Annotated in this window: 19 protein-coding genes; 6 read left to right on the top strand and 13 right to left on the bottom strand. The window is 50.9% G+C overall.

Annotation, left to right across the window (positions count from 1 at the left end; genetic code table 11):
- Positions 1–12: 12 nt before the first annotated feature.
- Entirely contained in the window at positions 13–681 is a 669-nt protein-coding gene (locus EIZ48_RS25255) for a LysM-like peptidoglycan-binding domain-containing protein (protein ID WP_160657813.1), read from the bottom strand.
- A gap of 123 nt (positions 682–804) precedes the next feature.
- Between EIZ48_RS25255 and bamJ the strand changes: the two genes are divergently transcribed.
- Together bamJ and EIZ48_RS25245 are read left to right on the top strand one after the other, a co-directional pair.
- Positions 805–1425: a BamJ family beta-barrel-assembly machinery protein gene (bamJ, locus tag EIZ48_RS25250; RefSeq protein WP_075767907.1), complete on the top strand. Its 621-nt coding sequence runs from the start codon at positions 805–807 to the stop codon at positions 1423–1425.
- 159 nt (positions 1426–1584) lie between these two features.
- Positions 1585–2079 (top strand): DUF2780 domain-containing protein, encoded by a 495-nt coding sequence (locus EIZ48_RS25245; RefSeq protein WP_160657811.1) that lies wholly within the window; start codon positions 1585–1587, stop codon positions 2077–2079.
- 193 nt (positions 2080–2272) lie between these two features.
- Here the strand turns inward: EIZ48_RS25245 and EIZ48_RS25240 are convergent, their stop codons facing one another.
- The 8 genes from EIZ48_RS25240 to cyaB all read right to left on the bottom strand — a co-directional run bounded on the left by EIZ48_RS25240 (position 2273) and on the right by cyaB (position 10278).
- The gene (locus EIZ48_RS25240; RefSeq protein ID WP_160657808.1) at positions 2273–3034 is read right to left on the bottom strand and encodes a phosphoadenylyl-sulfate reductase; all 762 of its coding nucleotides are present in this window, start codon (positions 3032–3034) and stop codon (positions 2273–2275) included.
- Positions 3027–4718 carry an assimilatory sulfite reductase (NADPH) hemoprotein subunit gene (gene cysI, locus EIZ48_RS25235; RefSeq protein ID WP_160657805.1) on the bottom strand — a complete coding sequence of 564 codons (1692 nt, stop codon included), beginning with the start codon at positions 4716–4718 and terminating at the stop codon, positions 3027–3029. Before cysI ends, EIZ48_RS25240 begins: the two co-directional genes overlap by 8 nt.
- Positions 4718–6535, bottom strand: coding sequence for an assimilatory sulfite reductase (NADPH) flavoprotein subunit (locus EIZ48_RS25230; protein ID WP_160657803.1), 1818 nt, complete (start codon positions 6533–6535; stop codon positions 4718–4720). Before EIZ48_RS25230 ends, cysI begins: the two co-directional genes overlap by 1 nt.
- 155 nt (positions 6536–6690) lie before the next feature.
- Entirely contained in the window at positions 6691–6924 is a 234-nt protein-coding gene (locus EIZ48_RS25225; RefSeq protein ID WP_075767902.1) for a thymidylate kinase, read from the bottom strand.
- 116 nt (positions 6925–7040) lie between these two features.
- The gene (locus tag EIZ48_RS25220) at positions 7041–7679 is read right to left on the bottom strand and encodes a TIGR04219 family outer membrane beta-barrel protein (RefSeq protein WP_160657800.1); all 639 of its coding nucleotides are present in this window, start codon (positions 7677–7679) and stop codon (positions 7041–7043) included.
- A 149-nt stretch (positions 7680–7828) separates the two neighbouring features.
- Positions 7829–8062, bottom strand: coding sequence for an envelope stress response protein PspG (pspG, locus tag EIZ48_RS25215; RefSeq protein ID WP_160657798.1), 234 nt, complete (start codon positions 8060–8062; stop codon positions 7829–7831).
- Positions 8063–8261: 199 nt separating this feature from the next.
- Positions 8262–9302, bottom strand: a complete 1041-nt coding sequence (gene dusA / locus EIZ48_RS25210; protein WP_160657796.1) for a tRNA dihydrouridine(20/20a) synthase DusA — start codon at positions 9300–9302, stop codon at positions 8262–8264.
- 436 nt (positions 9303–9738) lie between these two features.
- The gene (gene cyaB / locus EIZ48_RS25205; protein WP_160657794.1) at positions 9739–10278 is read right to left on the bottom strand and encodes a class IV adenylate cyclase; all 540 of its coding nucleotides are present in this window, start codon (positions 10276–10278) and stop codon (positions 9739–9741) included.
- Positions 10279–10875: 597 nt separating this feature from the next.
- On the opposite strand from cyaB, the gene zur reads away from it, so the two are divergent.
- From zur to EIZ48_RS25190, 3 genes are all read left to right on the top strand, one after another.
- Positions 10876–11325, top strand: a complete 450-nt coding sequence (gene zur / locus EIZ48_RS25200) for a zinc uptake transcriptional repressor Zur (RefSeq protein WP_075767876.1) — start codon at positions 10876–10878, stop codon at positions 11323–11325.
- Between the two features lie 34 nt (positions 11326–11359).
- Entirely contained in the window at positions 11360–11824 is a 465-nt protein-coding gene (locus tag EIZ48_RS25195) for a chemotaxis protein CheX (RefSeq protein WP_075767875.1), read from the top strand.
- Between the two features lie 269 nt (positions 11825–12093).
- A complete protein-coding gene (locus tag EIZ48_RS25190) occupies positions 12094–12303 on the top strand; it encodes a cold-shock protein (RefSeq protein ID WP_047875438.1) in 210 nt (69 codons plus the stop codon).
- 77 nt (positions 12304–12380) lie between these two features.
- On the opposite strand, the gene pgi is transcribed toward EIZ48_RS25190, so the two are convergent.
- On the bottom strand, positions 12381–14033 hold the full coding sequence (gene pgi / locus EIZ48_RS25185; protein ID WP_160657792.1) for a glucose-6-phosphate isomerase: 1653 nt from the start codon (positions 14031–14033) through the stop codon (positions 12381–12383).
- Between the two features lie 282 nt (positions 14034–14315).
- Between pgi and EIZ48_RS25180 the strand changes: the two genes are divergently transcribed.
- Complete coding sequence (locus EIZ48_RS25180; RefSeq protein ID WP_160657790.1) at positions 14316–14735, top strand: secondary thiamine-phosphate synthase enzyme YjbQ; 420 nt, start codon at positions 14316–14318, stop codon at positions 14733–14735.
- A 93-nt stretch (positions 14736–14828) separates the two neighbouring features.
- Here EIZ48_RS25180 and EIZ48_RS25175 read toward each other — a convergent pair whose 3' ends face one another.
- From EIZ48_RS25175 to EIZ48_RS25165, 3 genes are all read right to left on the bottom strand, one after another.
- Positions 14829–16073: a BamA/TamA family outer membrane protein gene (locus EIZ48_RS25175; protein ID WP_439126597.1), complete on the bottom strand. Its 1245-nt coding sequence runs from the start codon at positions 16071–16073 to the stop codon at positions 14829–14831.
- 22 nt (positions 16074–16095) lie between these two features.
- Complete coding sequence (gene alr / locus EIZ48_RS25170; protein WP_160657788.1) at positions 16096–17175, bottom strand: alanine racemase; 1080 nt, start codon at positions 17173–17175, stop codon at positions 16096–16098.
- Between the two features lie 72 nt (positions 17176–17247).
- The gene (locus tag EIZ48_RS25165; RefSeq protein WP_160657786.1) at positions 17248–18645 is read right to left on the bottom strand and encodes a replicative DNA helicase; all 1398 of its coding nucleotides are present in this window, start codon (positions 18643–18645) and stop codon (positions 17248–17250) included.
- Between the last annotated feature and the right edge of the window lie 121 nt (positions 18646–18766).

Raw genomic sequence — 18766 nt, 5'->3', positions numbered from 1 at the left:
CACCACCATTCGCTACTGGCTACGAACAAAACTGCCATCGGAGCGGCGGAAAAACATTACCGATTCTCCCTTGCGGCTTTCTATCTGCAACACATCCAGCCCGCCTTTTGCCGTCTGCTTATAACGGAGCCATTGGCCGGCCTTGATCCGGCTCAAGGGTTTGTCCTTGCCTTCAATGGCCGCGACCGCATAGAGATCGGTTAATGGTAACGACTTGTCACGGAAAATATTGGCCAGCGTCTCACCCTGCTTAACCTGATATTTCTGCCACTCGACTTCAACCGGCACTTTTTCCACAGGTGGCTGACTAGCTGAAGAGACCGGCTCCGGGGTTTTCACGGCAGTACGTACCGGCGACGCAGGCTCACTACGCTGACCAACCGGAGGAAGCGAGGTTTCATTATTACCGAGATCAAGCGCGAGTTCGCGTCGTTCGGTTTGACCAGGCGTCGAGGTTGATGTCGGCTCGCTCACCGGCAATAACATCAACACCCCTACCACGGGAAGCAATACCGAAAGCCCCCGGCGGTGCAACGGTGGCAACGCTTGCCATTTAGCCTTTAAAGGCGCCAACTTGGCTTTCAGTCGATCGCTGCTGACACTCAGACTTTCCTTGCTAAACGAAAGACGGGGAAGTTTAAATTCACTTTTTTTCTTTGAACGGCGTCTGGCCTGTCCCATATTCAACACTCCGGCGTTCTCAACTCACGCTATCAAACGACATCTTGTCACAAAAGTTTACCCCTTGGGGTCGAAACTGTTATCCTGCCTGCTTTAATTCACTCTACATTGAGAGAAGACACCATGTCTGACGTTAAACTAGATACAGTTGAAACTAAAGCAAGCTACGGTATCGGTCTACAAATGGGCCAACAGCTAGCACAAAGCGGTCTTGAAGGCCTGAACGTTGCTGCTATCGCTAAAGGTATCGCAACTTCCCTAACTGGTGAGATGCCAGAGATCGAAGTTGACGAAATCAACAATGCACTGCGTGAAATTCACACTCGTGCAGAAGAAGCGCGTCAAGAGCAAGCTAAAGCTGCAGCAGCTGACGGTGAAGCTTTCCTAAAAGATAACGCACTACGCTCTGAAGTAACAGTGACTGAATCTGGTCTTCAGTACGAAGTTCTTGTTGAAGGTAACGGCGAGATCCCAACTTCAGACAAGCAAGTTCGTGTTCACTACCACGGCGAACTGACTGACGGTACTGTATTCGACAGCTCTGTATCTCGCGGTCAGCCTGCAGAGTTCCCAGTAACTGGCGTTATCGCTGGTTGGGTTGAAGCGCTTCAGATGATGCCTGTTGGTTCTAAGTGGAAACTATACATCCCACAAGACCTAGCATATGGCGAGCGTGGCGCAGGTGCTGCTATCCCCCCATACGCAGCGCTAGTATTCGAAGTTGAACTACTAGACATCCTGTAAGCTTCCCGAAGCCAGACAGAATTTCCAAACGGTGCCACGGCACCGTTTTTCATTTCCTTCCGACAAACTTCATCCCAGTAAATCATATTTTTTCATTTAAATTTGGTATTTACGCCGCATTCCCCACTACGCTTATAACGTTAATCAAAGGAGGATGCCATGGGATACAAACCATCAATTTTTAACCGACTACTTTTACTCACCACATTGTTTAGCTGCCTTGCTTTCTCTGCCGGCAGCCAGGCTTTTAGCCTGTCAGATCTGTTTGGCGGCGGTGATGACGAACAGGCAGAGGCCAGCGCAGCCAACCCCCTAACAGACATACTGACCAGCCAGCTCGGAGTCACCCAAGAACAAGCGGCTGGTGGTGCCGGCGCCCTGCTGTCACTGGCATCCAGCCAGCTCAGCGGCGATCAGGCGAGCGAGCTCAGCAAGATGATCCCCGGCAGTGATGCCCTCAGCACGGCAATTCCTCCAGGCCTTGGCGGTATGCTGACCAACATAGATACCATTAACCAGGTGTTCTCCGCTCTCGGTATGGATGCCAGCATGGTCAGCCAGTTTATTCCTGTCGTCATGCAGTTTCTTGGCAATCAGGGAGCCAGTGCCGGCTTGCTGGATGCCCTCGGCAAAGTGTGGACGCCAGCAGGCTAACAACACGGATTCTAAAAAACGCGGCAACGAGGATACTGAAATTGCTACGCTTCCTGTCAGAAGCAAGTAAAAATAGGTAATTAAAACAGCAAACTGACATTAAGCTCACAAATAAAAAACCTTATCTGTCTGCCGAGTCGCAGTATCAGATAAGGTTTTTGTTGTTACCAATGATCGTCAGAGTACTAGTGCATCAAATGCCCGAACCGTCATATTCAGCATCATCCTCATGCAAACCACACTCGCGTTTGAGGCCAAAGAAACGGGTTTCTTCCTCCTTCATGCCAGGTTCCCACTTACGGGTAGTATGGGTATCACCGACGGATAAATAACCCTGCTCCCATAACGGATGGTAAGGCAGATCATGCAAAGTCAGATACTGATGGATCTCCTTGTTCGTCCAGTCGATCAATGGCAAGAACTTAAACAGACCGTTCTGGATTGCCAGTACCGGCAAGGTCGCCCGGGTATCAGACTGCTCACGTCGCAGCCCCGAAAACCAGCAGCCGACATTGAGCTCGTCCAGTGCTCGGCGCATAGGCTCAACCTTGTTCAGCTGGTTATACTGCTTAATCCCCTCAACGCCTTGTTCCCACAGTTGACCAAACCGGGCTTCCTGCCAAGCCGAACTCATTTCCGACTTGTAGACATAAAGGTTCAGCGATAACCGTGCCGTCAGTTCATCAATAAACTGATAGGTCTCAGGAAACAGATAACCCGTGTCCGTCAAAATCACTGGCACATCCGGTTTTTCCTGGGTCACCAGGTGCAGCATGACAGCCGACTGAATACCAAAACTTGACGCCAGCGCAAACTCGCCGTCCAGATTTTCCAACGCCCAGCGCACTCTGTCTTGGGCCGTCAGGACTTCCAGCTCAGCATTAATTTCCGCTAGCTGCAGGATCTGCTCCACCTTATTTTTCTGAAGCAGTTCTGCTAACGCTAACTTAGGCATAAAAATCCCTCTTAGAGACTAACACCGGTTCAATGATCCCGGCACGGATAGTGAAATCACCAAAGCCTTCACCGTCTTCACGCTCTTGCGACCAACGTGCCACCAGCGAGTCAATCTCTTCCATGATCTGAGCCACTGTAATATTTTCCCGGTACATTTTCGGTACCCGGGTACCGCTGCGGTTACCACCTAGGTGAAGGTTGTAGCGCCCCGGCGCCTTTCCGACCAAGCCAATTTCGGCCAGCATTGCCCGGCCACAGCCATTCGGACAACCGGTCACCCGCAAAATAATATTGTCATCTGCCGCCAGGCCGTGCTTGGCCAAAATACCTTCGACATCGGTGACAAAGTCAGGCAGAAAACGCTCGGCCTCGGCCATTGCCAGCGGACAGGTAGGCAAAGATACACAGGCCATAGAATTCTTGCGCTGCTCACTGACACCGTCGTCGATCAGGCCGTGATCACGGGCGATCTTTTCGATCTTGGCTTTATCCTTCGCCGCCACGCCAGCCACAATCAGGTTCTGGTTGGCAGTCATGCGGAAATCACCTTTATGGACCTTGGCAATTTCAGCCATCCCGGTTTTCAACGGCTTGCCCGGGAAGTCCAGCAAACGGCCGTTTTCGATAAACAGGGCCAGATGATGCTTGCCATCAATCCCTTCGACCCAGCCAATCCGGTCGCCGCGGTCGGTAAACTCATAAGGACGGCTCTCGGCAAACGCAATACCGGCCCGTTTTTCCACCTCGGCCTTGAACACATCCGTACCGACACGATCTAAGGTGTACTTGGTTTTGGCATTTTTACGGTTGGAGCGGTTACCCCAATCTCGCTGGGTTGTTACGACCGCAGCGGCCACATCCAGCGTTTTTTCCACAGGAATAAAGCCTAAGTCATCGGCGCGGCGCGGATAGGTCGACTTGTCGCCATGGGTCATTGCCAATCCGCCGCCGACCAGGACATTAAAGCCAACCAGCTTGCCCTCTTCGGCTATAGCAACAAAGTTAAGGTCATTGGCATGCACATCGACGTCATTTTGCGGCGGGATCACCACGGTGGTCTTGAACTTACGCGGCAGATAGGTGCTGCCCAGAATCGGCTCTTCGTCCGTTGCCTCGACCTTCTCGCCATCCAGCCAGATTTCGGCATAGGCGCGTGTTTTCGGCAACAGGTGTTCACTGATTTTCTTTGCCCATTCGTACGCTTCCTGATGGAGCTCCGACTCAACCGGGTTGGTCGTACACAGTACGTTACGGTTAACATCCCCCGCGGTGGCAATCGAGTCTATCCCGATTTTATTGAGCGTCTGGTGCATCAGCTTGATGTTGGGTTTCAGTACACCGTGAAACTGAAAGGTCTGGCGCGTTGTCAGGCGAATACTGCCGTACAGGCTGTGTTCCTCGGCAAACTTGTCGATGGCCAGCCACTGCTTCGGTGTGATCACCCCCCCCGGCATCCGGGCACGCAGCATCACGTTCTGCAACGGCTCAAGCTTCTGCTTGGCACGCTCAGCGCGGATATCGCGGTCATCCTGCTGGTACATGCCGTGAAAACGGATCAGCTGGAAGTTATCACCGTTAAAACCACCGGTGATGCGATCCTGCAAATCGTTCTCGATGGTGCCGCGCAAGAAGTTACTTTCCCGCTTCAGGCGTTCGTTATCTGATAGTTTTTGCTCGCTCATTAGTACACATCCCTTTGATAACGCTTGTTCTTACGCAGCTCGTTTAAATACTGCTCCGCCTGTTCGCGGCTTTGCTGACCTTGTTGCTCGGCAATAGTCACCAGAGCTTCGTGAACATCTTTGGCCATATAGTTCGCATCGCCACAGACATACACATGCGCCCCATCTTGCAGCCACTGCCAAACCTGGGCAGCATGCTCAAGCAGTCGATGCTGGACATATACTTTTTCCACCTGATCACGGCTAAAGGCGACATCAATCTGGCTCACTACGCCGGATTTCAAATACTTCTGCCACTCCACCTGATACAGAAAGTCTTCAGTAAAGGTGCGATCACCAAAGAACAACCAGTTTTTACCTGCGGCTTCCCGGTTATCCCGCTCCTGAACAAACGCGCGGAATGGTGCAATACCGGTTCCCGGACCAATCATGATCACCGGAGTATTGTCGTCAGCCGGCAACTTAAAGTTGTTGTTAGTCTCGACAAAGACCTTGACGTTATCACCTTCTTCCAGGCGATATGACAGATGGCTCGATGCTCCCCCCTGTCGGGTTTCGTCACCGTTTTCGTATTCAACAACTCCCACCGTCAGGTGCACTTCCTCGCCCACCTCTTCCTGGCTGGAAGCAATCGAATACAGGCGCGGTGTCAAACGGCGCAGCAGCCCGGTAAGTTGTTCGGCAGTCAGCTTTGATTTCTTTTCGGCTAAAACATCAATCACCTGCGTCTGGCCGGCATACTGACGCAACTTGTCTTTGTCAGCTACCAGCTTTTCCAGCTTTTTGCTGCCTGAGAGCTCAGCGTACTTAGTCACCAACTGCGGGTTCGCTGCGGTAATTTCATACTTGCTGATCAGCGCCTGTTTCAGCGGCAGCGCTTCTCCGTCGACCTCGACACTTTCGGTTCCGTCCAGACCAACCCGCGCCGCCAAGGCTTCAGCCAAAACCGAGTCGTTCTCGTACCAAACCCCCAGCGCATCACCCGGTTGATAGGTCAGCCCGGAATCTTCAAGATCAATTTCGATATGGCGCACATCTTTGCCCGAGCGCCGTCCGGTGATCTTCTGGCTGGTCAGCAGTGTTGCCTCATAAGGGTTCTGCTTGGAATATTGTGCAACTGCCTGCTTACTATTGGCTACCGGTAGCTGAACCACTTCAGCCTCACCGGTCGACAAAGTTTCTTTCACCTTTTCAAGGGCTTTTTCTCGCCACTCTGCGGCTGGTGCATCATAGTCAACGTCACAGTCAAGACGCTCAAGTATCGATTCGCCGCCCAGGCGGCTCAGATAGCTGTCAAAGTCTTTTGCCGTCTGGCAGAAGAACTCATAACTCGAGTCTCCCAGACCAATCACGGCATACTTTAGATTCGGTAGTTTCGGCGCTTTCTTCGACTGTAAGAACTCATGCAGTTCAATCGCATCATCCGGTGCCTCACCCTCACCGTGTGTAGAGGCGACAATGATCACATGGGTTTCTTTGGCTAGATTTTTGCCTTTGTAGTCACCGGCGGCAAATAGCTCGACAGCGATACCGGCAGCCGATGCTTCTTCTTTGAGCGCTTCAGCCACCCCTTTTGCATTTCCCGTCTGGGAAGCATGAATAATCGTTAGCTTGCCGGCTGGCTGGGCAACTGCCGCAGCGGAAAGCTGTTGGGCAGGCTGCGACTGGTCCGCAGACTGAGTTTGGCTCAGCCCCCAAAAGTACCCACTTATCCACGCCATTTGCTGTGGCGACAGTTCTGCAGCGGCCTGTTGCAGTTGACCTATTTGTTGATCATTGAGTGGGCTGGCTATGGCCGAGAGTTCCTTAAGTAACATGACACGACGATCCCTATACATTGCGTAGTGTTAGATTAGCTACTCAAAGAAATAACAAGAAAGAATAGATAAGAATGTTTTATAACTTTTAGTAAGGTTAGAAGACAGAGAAAAGCGGCTTAACCTGATATTAAGCCGGGTTACTACACACTAAATCAAAAGGTATCGGCGATACGGACCTGGTGGAACCCGACCTCGAAAGCCCGCTCCGTGGCCGTATCAATATCCCGGTAACACTTTTCACTGCCAGCACCATCAGTCAATGGTACAAAGCCGCCCCGGCGATGGCGAAATTCCACAATCCAGCCGTTGGCCTGAATTGATGGCTCGATAACCGCTTCCACGATATCGCTATTAGCATACAGTTGCTGTAGTTCAGTTAATGTCATTTGCCCACTTCCTGACTGTTGTATCACTTTTAAAAATGGTACAGAAAAGCGAAAACAGGCAACAAAAAAGCCACGATAAATCGTGGCTTCGATATTCTGTGTTCTGCCAATAACGCTTAGAAGTCCAGTTCTACACCGGCAAACCAACCGTCTAGCTTCACCTTGCCTTCTGTTTGCTTGATAAAGTCAAAGTCATAGTCCATCACACGGTAGCCGGCACGCAGGTTCAGATCGGCGGCAATCAGCGGTAGTGACCACTTCACGCCAGCCTGGCCATCAACCGTGTTTGTGCCGTCATAGTTACCGAAGTTCAGATCGCCAAATACTGATACCGGCGTCATTGGAATACCTGCCTCTACGTTACCGTACAGGTTCGGCTGCCACTCGCTGAAGTCTTCGCCCAGGAATTTACCCGCATTGAACTTGGACAGGGTGACACCCACATCGAACGCAATCGCGTCGTTGTCCAAGATTTCATAGTAAGCCGTGTAGTCAGTCTGACCAAATGATACTGCGCCTGCATCAATGTCAGCGTAACGTAGACGGAAATTAGGCACCAATGGAATAAAGTGCTCAAAGGCCAGGTGATACGATAGGTGGGTATCATCACCGCTGGTGCTGGCATCATTCACTTTTGCATCTGCAAACCATGCGTCTGCACCTGCTTTTACTCCAAGAAGCATTGCCGCCTGAGCTGGCACTGCCGCTGCTAATGCTACTGCAGCCGCCACTGCAGAAATAGCCAATTTATTCATCCGAGTCTCCGCTCTTTATTAGATTTTAAAAACGGCCAAACTATACCAGATGCCGTACAAGAAAACCGCACTTCCTTCGCAGAACCACCACTTTCAGTTCAATTGCTAGGCAAGCTTTTGTAAGCAAAAGAATTTATCTGGTATCGTCATCAGCGACGGTGATAGCGACCTCTATGCTGGCAGTCACCCTTCTTTCCGCGGTACAACCAAACAGCAACACCGATTAAAATTAACCAAGGCAGAAGCTTGAGCATCACGCCAATCATTCCCGCCAGCGCCATCACCACAAAGCCTGCCAGCACGGCAAAAGCCATACCGACCAAACTCACGCCGGTGAAAATCAATACCATCGCAAATACCAGTAAAAACAGAAACTCAATCATCTTTTGACCCCTTTAGTTTTTATCCTATCTTGTTTTGTAATAGCACAATTCAGGCCAACAGCATGATTTTTAAAATAATCATTTACTTTCAATTACATACAAAAAAGGCGCTGATCATATATGATCAACGCCCTATCTGACTTGGCTTTTTTCACCATGATATATGGCGAAAAAAGCCACGTTAATGGTTGGCTACCGCTTAGACATCCAGGTGTGCCGGTATTTTTTCCAGTGCCTGCTGGAGCACCTCAATACCCGCTCCCGGCTTATGCGCATTTTCACTGATGTGGCGGCGCCACTGGCGCGCGCCCGGCATGTTCTGAAACAGCCCCAGCATATGACGAGAAATATGATTGAGGTAAGAGCCGTTGGCGATCTGACGCTCGATATACGGGTACATCGCCTCAACAACCTCACGACGCTTCTTCACCGGCTTATTGCTGCCAAACAGGCGCTGATCCAGTTCAGCCATCATATACGGGTTCTGGTACGCCTCGCGGCCAACCATTACCCCGTCAAGATGCTCGAGGTGAGTTTCAATTTCGGCCAATGTTTTTACTCCACCGTTAACCGCCATGGTCAGGTGGGGGAAATCGCGCTTAAGCTGGTATACACGCGGATAGTCCAGCGGTGGGATCTCACGGTTTTCTTTCGGGCTCAGGCCACTGAGCCAGGCCTTGCGGGCATGAATAGTAAAATCATCACATCCGCCTTTCTCACTGACTGTACCGATGAAGTCAGTCAGGAACGGGTAAGAGTCCTGATCATCGATGCCGATTCGGGTTTTTACCGTTACAGGGATATCAACCACTTCGCGCATAGCCGACACGCACTGCGCCACCAGCTCGGCTTCGCCCATTAGGCAGGCACCGAAGCGACCGTTTTGGACTCGGTCTGACGGACACCCGACATTCAGGTTTACTTCATCGTAACCACGCTCTTGAGCCAGTTTGGCGCAATGAGCCAGATCTGCCGGGTTCGAGCCACCTAGCTGCAGCGACAGCGGATGCTCTTCTTCGTTATAGGCCAGGTAGTCTGCCTTGCCATGAATAATAGCGCCGGTTGTCACCATTTCGGTATACAGCAACGCATGCTCGCTCAACTGACGATGGAAATAACGGCAGTGACGATCTGTCCAATCGAGCATCGGTGCAACGGAAAAGCGGCCTGATGGATAATCAGCACTCCGGGTGGATTCAGTTTGTAAATCGTCGCGGTTGGCAACAGCATTATCTAGCATCGAAAAGCCTCATTTTGACCCGTGTACCCGTCTTTGAACGGCAGTTTACTTTAAAGAGAGCGGATTCTACCCCATATCGGTCGTTTGCCCAACAGGACCAGGGATAGAAGAGGTGAATAATTCGCCCCTACTGCTATTGTGTTGTGAGTCTAGTTCGATAAACAGAACCCAGCAAAAGGGACATGACAGGAAAAACAACACCATAATTAAAGCATTGATAATAAATAAAAATTTAACCGCCATCCAAAAAGTACAGCAATAATAGTTTTTGGACACCAATAAACCTAGAAAAGCTGCACATGCTGAATATACACCTAGCTATCAGCAGGTTACAGATCATTACCAGCCACCCCAGAAAGGTCGCCCACCTTTTTACTGCTCTTCACGCAATAAGCTGCACAACGCTTATTCCATCTGATCGTAGGCTAACCGGCGACTAGTAGCCCAGTAACTGACGGTAGGATCGAGACTCAATGTCAGAACGTCCCAATCCCAGTTTCTCTCCCAGCTCGAGACAGCCCGCTTTTAAGTCGTCAAGCCGGTATTTATCATCCGTCATGACGGCAATTTCAGCATAGTCTCCTAACTCACTCACCCTATCCAGGGTGATGTGAAATTGCCCGAGGAAATAAATACTCCGGGTCTTTGTAATGCTAAATGCAGCCTGATAGCCCAAGGTTTTCAACATGCTATGTGTTTTATCAACCGACTCTACCTTGACGGCCTCACAACGGTCATTTCCCGGCCCTTTCACGATCCATAACTTAATGCCGGAAGGCTCCATACTACGTACACTCATACTGATATCCCGGTGCACCAAAGGACTACCCGCTCTATCGAAATAGGTGTCTGTCTCTTGGTTATTCGCTACAAATTCGGTGGCACCGAGGGAGCGCAAGCGCTGCAGGATCGCCTCATGCCCTTGGATCCGAAATTTGTATTCCACTTCATACTTACCAATAAAGTGCTCTGCCATTTAGCTTTCTTCCATTTGCCTGTCGCTCCCCGTAAAAGGGTTTCGCACCAGATATGCTCAAAGTAATAACCATTCTACCAACACTTGAGCCCTCGCTTACAGGCCGGAAGCAATCACTCCGCATTTCAGTTTTTTGCCTACTGTAGGCCAAAAAGGTTCACTAAAAGTAATATGATGTTCTTTTTGATAAATTCGATAACATATTGAGTTAAAAAGCATATCTTTGTTTTCATTCTTCTTCCGTACAGCTTTATGAGCTTTTGAGTTATAATGCCGAAAAAGCTGTACAAGCTGTACATAAGATATAAATCAATAACTTAATGGAATTCGTTTCTTTGAGAATATTAAGCGTACAGCTTTTCGGTGTACTTCCAAGGCAAAGCAGGACGCAACAGGTGAAGAATCGAAGGATTGATGGGGTGAAGAGCCTTGCTTCCTCCCCTTGGCATTATTTGTTCTTCACAGCAATTGCTGGATAAGCTGACGTGATCAGGCACACGAATTTTCTGACCTATTTCGCCGGAATTAAGCGAAGTAAGGTACGTTTTCCAAATGCTATGATAAACTACTGGACTTATCGCTGTTTTTTGAGGTTATATGGCAAATCAAACGCAACTGCTGACAAAGGCACAACAGATTTGCGAGCAACGAGGAGTAAGGCTGACACCTCAAAGGCTGAAGGTTCTCGAGATTATCGTGGAGCATCATAGTTCGATTAGCGCCTATGAGCTGCTGGATCTTCTCAGGGAAACCGAACCACAAGCGAAGCCGCCGACGGTATACCGGGCCCTTGATTTTTTATTGGCTCAGGGCTTTGTACATAAGGTCGAATCCACCAACAGCTATATAGCCTGTTGTGTGCTCGGACATGCTGACCACTGCTCTCAGCTGCTAATATGTGATGAGTGTGGTACTGTCGAAGAATGCCATGATGATGAACTGGCTAAACTACTGCGCCAGAAAGCAGAAAAGCACGGCTTCCAGATATCGAATCATGTAGTGGAAAGCCACGGCATTTGTCATGAATGTCAGAACAGCAAGCAGTAACTCTTACTTTTACTAATACAGTCATTATCAGATTATGCGCGCAGAATTTGTAAACCCTTTTCTAGCTTCACTTCTGAATGTTTTGAAGACCATGGCATCGATGGAGCTAGCACCGCAAAAGCCTCGAGTAAAGAAAGACGAAGTTGCTCGCGGTGATGTATCAGGCCTGATCGGCATGATTGGGCCTAAAACCAAAGGCTCGATGTCAATCACCTTTGACGAGCCGCTGGCTCTTGAAATCATGCAACGCATGTTGGGCGAGCGCCCGAACGGTATCAATGAAGAAGTCACTGATATGGTTGGTGAAATCACCAATATGGTGACCGGTGGCGCGAAGCGTATCCTGGCTGACAGAGGCTATGATTTTGAAATGGCCACACCAGCCGTTGTATCTGGCCGCGGCCATACCATCACTCACAAGTGTGACGGCGCTATCATCATTATGCCGTTTGACTCTGAGTACGGTAAGGCATTTATTGAAATCTGCTTTGACGGCTAGTCAGCACGACCATACCTGTTAATCGCCCCAGTCAGAGCTCTCTGACTGGCGATTCTTCCTGCCTGAAATAATGATAACTATCACTTTGAAATTTCTGTGAAGTTGCCACAAATCCCAGATAAAAAACTACCACCTTCCATGTATTCGGTCTAGACTGGATATGCTGAATAAGCATCTACACACTTATAGTGTCAGCCTTCAGCTCGTAATTTTGCTGGCTGCTATCGGTCAAGCAAGGAACTACCCTCATTCAAAGGAAAGATCGTAACATGAACAAACTGACTGGAACCGTAAAATGGTTTAACGATGAAAAAGGCTTTGGCTTCATTTCTGGTGCTGATGGCAAAGATGTATTCGTTCACTTTAGTGCTATCCAGGCTCAGGGCCGCCGCACACTTCAAGAAGGCCAAAGTGTTGAGTTTATCGTGACAGATGGTCAGAAAGGTCCACAAGCAAGCGAAGTTGTCGCGCTTTCTTAATGCTGCTGAGCGTTGTTAACCTCAGAATGAAAAAAACGCCGCTAAGCGGCGTTTTTTATCGATATTAAAGCGGCAGCTTAGCTACGCCACTGCTTAAATGCATTGATCAGTCCATTGGTAGAGCTATCGTGACTAGCAATCTCTTCGGCATTGTTCAGCTCTGGCAGGATGTTGTTTGCTAGCTGTTTGCCCAGCTCGACACCCCACTGGTCGAAACTAAAGATGTTCCAAATAACACCCTGAGTGAAGATCTTCTGCTCGTACAGCGCAATCAGCGAGCCCAGTACCGAAGGTGTTACCTGCTTAACCAGGATAGAGTTAGTCGGACGGTTACCTTCAAAGACCTTGAACGGCACCAGCTCTTTTACCTCTTCCAAAGTTTTACCGGCAGCCACAAACTCAGCTTCAACCTGCTCTTTGGTCTTACCAAACGCCAGTGCTTCTGTCTGAGCGAAGAAGTTTGCCATCAGTTTAGGATGGTGATCGCTCAATGGATTGTGGCTAAGTGCAGGCGCAATAAAGTCACACGGGATAAGCTTGGTACCCTGGTGGATCAGCTGGTAGAACGCATGCTGGCCATTGGTGCCTGGTTCACCCCAGATAATTGGACCTGTCTGGTAGTCAATCGGGTTACCACCACGATCAACGCACTTACCGTTAGATTCCATGTTGCCCTGCTGGAAGTAAGCCGCAAAGCGGTGCAGGTACTGGTCGTACGGCAGAATAGCTTCAGACTCGGCACCGTGGAAGTTGTTGTACCAAATTCCGATTAGCGCCAGAATGACCGGCAGGTTCTCTTCCAATGGCGCTTCTGCGAAGTGCTTGTCCATTGTATGGGCACCGTCCAGCAGCTCAACAAAGTTATCGAAGCCGATAGCCAGGCTGATTGACAGGCCAATCGCAGAACACAGTGAGTAACGACCGCCAACCCAGTCCCAGAACTCGAACATATTGTCAGTATCAATACCGAACTCAGACACCGCACCCGCGTTAGTAGACAGCGCAGCAAAGTGCTTGGCAACGTGGGCCTGATCCTGAGCGGTTGCCAGGAACCAGTCACGCGCAGAGTGTGCATTGGTCATGGTTTCCTGAGTAGTAAACGTCTTAGACGCAATCAGGAACAGGGTCGTTTCCGGGTTAAGCGCTTTTAGCGTCTCGGCAATGTGCGTACCGTCAACGTTCGATACAAAGTGCATGTTCAGGCGCGTTTTGTATGGTGCCAGTGCTTCAGTGACCATGTATGGGCCCAGATCAGAACCACCGATACCGATATTAACGACATCCGTAATCTCTTTGCCAGTGTAGCCTTTCCAGTCACCGTCAACGATGCGCGCAGTGAAGCCTTTCATCTTCTCCAGCACGGCATTCACTTTCGGCATCACATCTTCACCGTCAACCATCACAGGCGTATTGCTGCGGTTACGCAGTGCAGAGTGCAGTACCGCACGGCCTTCAGTCTGGTTGATTTTCTCGCCGCTGAACAGATCAGCAATCGCAGCTTTCAGTTCAGTTTGCTCAGCCAGAGCAAATAGCTTGCTCATGGTTTCTTCAGTAATAAGGTTCTTGGAGTAATCAAGCAGAATGTCTGAGCCAAAGTTCGCCGAAAACTTGGCAAAACGCTCGCTATCCTGTGCAAACAGTTCGCTCATCTGAAGATCCTGTGCATCTTCGAAATGGGCTGTCAGCGCTTTCCACGCCTGAGTGTGCGTTGGATTGATGTTTTTCAACATGGTGAAGTTCCTGATATTGTAATTCTTAATCCATTGATCCAGTCAGTATCATCCAGACCATGGATCCCCGATATTTCTGAATGTTGTCAATTTTAGCGCAACCAGCAAAGTAGGCTATTTTTTTGTAATTTTACGACTTATGTCAGATTATGACTCGAAGCCGCCTCTACCTTCATTGAGTCAGGTCACGAAAACAGAGAGTAAATAATAGACGGAAAATTCCCTGATGAGTACAGTAATCATCTAATATGACAGCAATACGGTAATAAAAAGGTATACGCTATGTGGTTCCAGAAGGCAATTCAACTCAAGCCGAGGCGCCGAGGCTTTCATCTCATAACCGATGAAATTGAACAACAAATTCCGGAACTCCATCAGTACAGTATCGGCCTGGTACACTGTTTTATCCAACATACCTCCGCCAGCCTGACCATCAATGAGAATGCCGACCCAACCGTGCGTAGTGATCTGGAATCCCACTTTAATCAATCCGCTCCGGAACGCGCGCCCTACTACCAGCATGCCTATGAGGGTGACGACGATATGCCAGCCCACATCAAGGCATCTACCCTGGGCAGCAGTATCACCCTGCCCGTGTCACAAGGGCGCCTGGCGCTCGGAACCTGGCAAGGGATCTATCTGGGCGAACATCGCAACCACGGAGGAAGTCGACGGCTCGTGGTAACAATACAGGGAGAATAACGCTGGTAGGCGGATAACCCTGACAGAAAATCATCTGCAGAGCGAAAGACGAGTATCGGGTAGGTAATACCGAAGCCCGATACCCAACATCGTTTAGAAAGGCTGGTTAATCATCACGCGGAACAAACTGTCCTCGCTACCCCAGGCCATTTCGGTGCGGACAACAATCCCCTCGACCTGAAAGCGGATTGCCCCGCCGGCGCTCCATTTCATGTCCTGGTGCAGCGTTTTCAAATCATATTCACCAGCCACCCGCCCGATATCGACAAAGGCCACCCACTGCCACCAAGGTACGTCATACCAGTTGAACACCGGCCAGTCGCTGAGCGGCTGCCAATCGGGCAATACCCGGTATTCCATGCTATAGCTCAGGGCCGCACGATCGACAAACCGGCCGCTCTGAAAGCTCCGGAGCCGGTACAGACCGCCAAGGCGGGTACCGGCATAGGCCGGTGGACGGCGCAGCGTGTCGACACCGTTGACACTTTCCGTGCTGTTCCAGCTCGGGGTATCCCCGGTATAGACATTCAGGGCCATCACCTGCTGATCGAAAACCTCTCCCAGCGCACCGATATCCCAGAACCAACTCTGGCTCAATTCCCATTTCCACCAGCTGGCATGATCAGAGCTTCCGGGATCATAAGTCACCCCGAACTGGCTGCGGCTACCCGTGGTGGGATTACGACTGTTATTGCGGTTATCCCAATCCAGCCGGGTTTCCAGCCCCCAGACACTTTCCGCCTCGTTAAACGCCGGATCATCGGTGGCAAGGTCGAAAAACTCACGGCTCTGATAAAACGGCCTGAACTCTAACGAGGTCACACCGCTCGTCCACGGCGTATGGCCAGACAACGGCCGTTCCGGTCTCAGCGCCGCTTTTATTCCCTGAGTTTCCGCCGCACCGAGCGGCAATATATAGCGGGCAGAAATGCGATACTGACTTTCTGCCGCATCGGCAATCGTGGCGTCATCTGCTACCGAGTCATTACGGGTCGCCTCGCCAAGATAGTAGTCAAACTGCTTGAACTCGGCCGAATACAGCTCGGCACCAAACAACCAGCGGCTATCGGTATCAATGATATAGTTACTGGCGCCAAGGTAGGCAAGCCAGGTTTCTTTGTCCGTTACCAGCCCGGCGCCCAGCAGTGCTGCCTGCGGCTGCCCGGCACCTTTCAGCACCCCGGCCATACCAACTGCCAGGCCCATCGAGTCACTGGTAAACACAAACGGCACCGCCGCGGTTTCTGGCTCCCAGCTCGGCCAGCCATCAGCATGCGTCACGAATGAATATGATAAAGCCGCAGCAACCGCTGCGGCTTTGAAACAATAAGACTTAATCAAAACTGTCCGAATCTTTGGGTTATAAATAGGCCATGGCCACCCGGGAAGTCAGCTTGGTCACCAGTTCGTAGGCGATCGTGCCAATATGCTCGGCAACCACCTCGGCGGGCAGACCTTCTCCCCACAATATCGCTTCGTCACCCACTTTGTCGGCAGCATCCGGGCCAAGATCGACCGTCAGCATGTCCATCGAGACCCTGCCGGCCATCGGCACGGTGCGGCCATTGACTAGCACTGGCGTACCATTCGGGGCCGCACGCGGGTAGCCATCGCCATAACCAATCGCAATAACCCCTACTTTGGTGTCCCGCTCGCTGGTCCAGATCCCGCCGTAGCCCACCGCCTCGCCTTTTTTTACATCTCTGACGGCAATCAGGCTGGACGTCAACGTCATCACCGGCTTCATACCGAAAGACGACGACGAGCGCTCGGGCTCCATAAACGGTGACACGCCGTACATAATGATCCCCGGACGGATCCACTCCAGTTGGCTGTCGGGCCAGGCTAGGATACCTGCCGAGGCGGCCAGAGAACGCTCGCCACGGCAACCGTCAGTCAGGCTAAGAAAGGTATCAATTTGTTGATGGGTAACCGAGCTGTTCAGCTCATCGGCACATCCGAAGTGGCTCATATAACGCAGCGGCTTGGCCACATTCAGGCATGCATGCAGGCGTTCGATAAATTCAGTGAGCTGCTCGGGGCGAACACCAAGGCGGTGCATGCCGGTATCGATTTTCAGCCACACCACAACCGGGCTATCGAGCCGGGCCTGTTCCAAGGCCTCTAGCTGCTCGACAGAGTGCACCACGGTGTGGATATTGTTGGTTACCAGTACCGGCAGATCAGTGGCGGCATAAAAACCTTCCAACAACAGGACAGGTTTCACGACTCCGCCCGCCCGAAGGGTTAGGGCTTCCTCAATACGTGCGACACCAAAACCATCCACATCCGGCAAGCTTTGCGCCACGTGAGCCAAACCGTGGCCATACGCATTGGCCTTTACCACTGCCAGAATTTTGCTGTTCGGAGCCTGCAACCGGAGTCGGCTGATATTATGGGTCAGTGCTGCTGTGTTGATATAAGCTGTCGCCGCTTTCATTAAAAATCCTACATCAATGAATCCGGCCTGGGCCGGCAAGCCGGCGCCAAGTCATCAAGAAAATCCGTCCGCTTACTCTTCGTCGAAAGCCGGGCCGGCATAGTTATCAAATCGAGAGAACTGTCCCTGGAAGGTCAGACGCACCGAGCCAATAGGACCGTTACGCTGCTTACCGATAATGATCTCGGCAATTCCTTTCAGGGCACTGTCTTCGTGGTAAACCTCATCACGGTAGATAAACATGATCAAGTCGGCATCCTGCTCGATGGCTCCCGATTCACGCAAGTCTGAGTTTACCGGGCGTTTGTCAGCACGTTGCTCCAACGAGCGGTTCAGCTGCGACAGCGCCACGACAGGAACATTCAGCTCTTTCGCCAATGCTTTAAGGGAGCGTGAAATCTCGGCAATCTCCAGGGTACGGTTATCCTGCAGGGCAGGTACTCGCATCAACTGAAGGTAGTCAATCATGATCATGCTCAAGCCACCGCTGTCACGAGCAATACGACGGGCACGGGAACGTACCTCCGTCGGGGTCAGGCCCGAGCTATCATCGATGAACATATTCTTCTTTTCCATCAGAATACCCATCGTCGATGAAATCCGCGCCCAGTCCTCGTCATCCAGCTGACCGGTACGGATCTTGGTCTGATCGACCCGAGACAGGGAAGCCAGCATACGCATCATGATCTGTTCGGCGGGCATCTCCAGCGAGAAAATCAGTACCGGCTTTTCCTGCTCCATGGCTGCATTTTCACACAGGTTCATCGCAAAGGTGGTTTTACCCATCGACGGACGCGCCGCCACGATAATCAAATCAGAGCCCTGCAAGCCGGCTGTTTTCTTGTTCAGATCGCTAAAGCCAGTCGAGACACCGGTTACCCCGTCCTGAGGAGTCTGGTACAGCAGCTCAATACGCTCCAGGGTTTTCTCCAGAATCGTATCGACATTCTGCGGGCCTTCATTTTCATTGGTTCGCTGCTCGGCAATCGCAAATACTTTGCTCTCTGCCATATCGAGCAGGTCTTCACTGGTTCGTCCCTGCGGATCATAACCGGCATCGGCAATCTCATTGGCCACCCCGATCATATCGCGAACCAGCGCCCGCTCACGCACAATCTCCGCGTAGGCCGAGATGTTTGCCGCTGACGGGGTATTTTTGGCCAGCTCCGCCAAGTAGGCAAAGCCGCCGACATCCTCCAGCTGATCGGAACGCTCGAGCTGCTCAGAGAGAGTGATCAGATCCAGAGGCTGACCACCTTCAAGTAAAACCGAAACACCTTCAAAAATAATCCGATGAGGGCGGCTGTAGAAGTCTTTGGGGACCACTTTCTCAGCCACGGTATCCCACTTCTCGTTGTCCAGCATCAAGCCACCCAGGACGGATTGCTCGGCTTCCAGAGAGTGAGGAGGCATTTTGATTGCGTCCATCTGGGAATCTTTGGGTTTATACGGTTTACTTTTCTCTGCCATAGGAACTGCGTGCTTACCGGAAACTAGGCCGGGGATTATACCTTATTCATGCGAGGTCTATGTATCAATATAGTGGGGAAAAACACATTAACTGACAAGCTTGCTGCTCCCTGGAAGATTA

This window comes from Photobacterium alginatilyticum, assembly GCF_009910675.1.
Lineage (GTDB): Bacteria > Pseudomonadota > Gammaproteobacteria > Enterobacterales > Vibrionaceae > Photobacterium > Photobacterium alginatilyticum.
The sequence above is the reverse complement of the archived record's forward strand: the minus strand, read 5'-3'. Positions and strand labels throughout refer to the sequence as shown.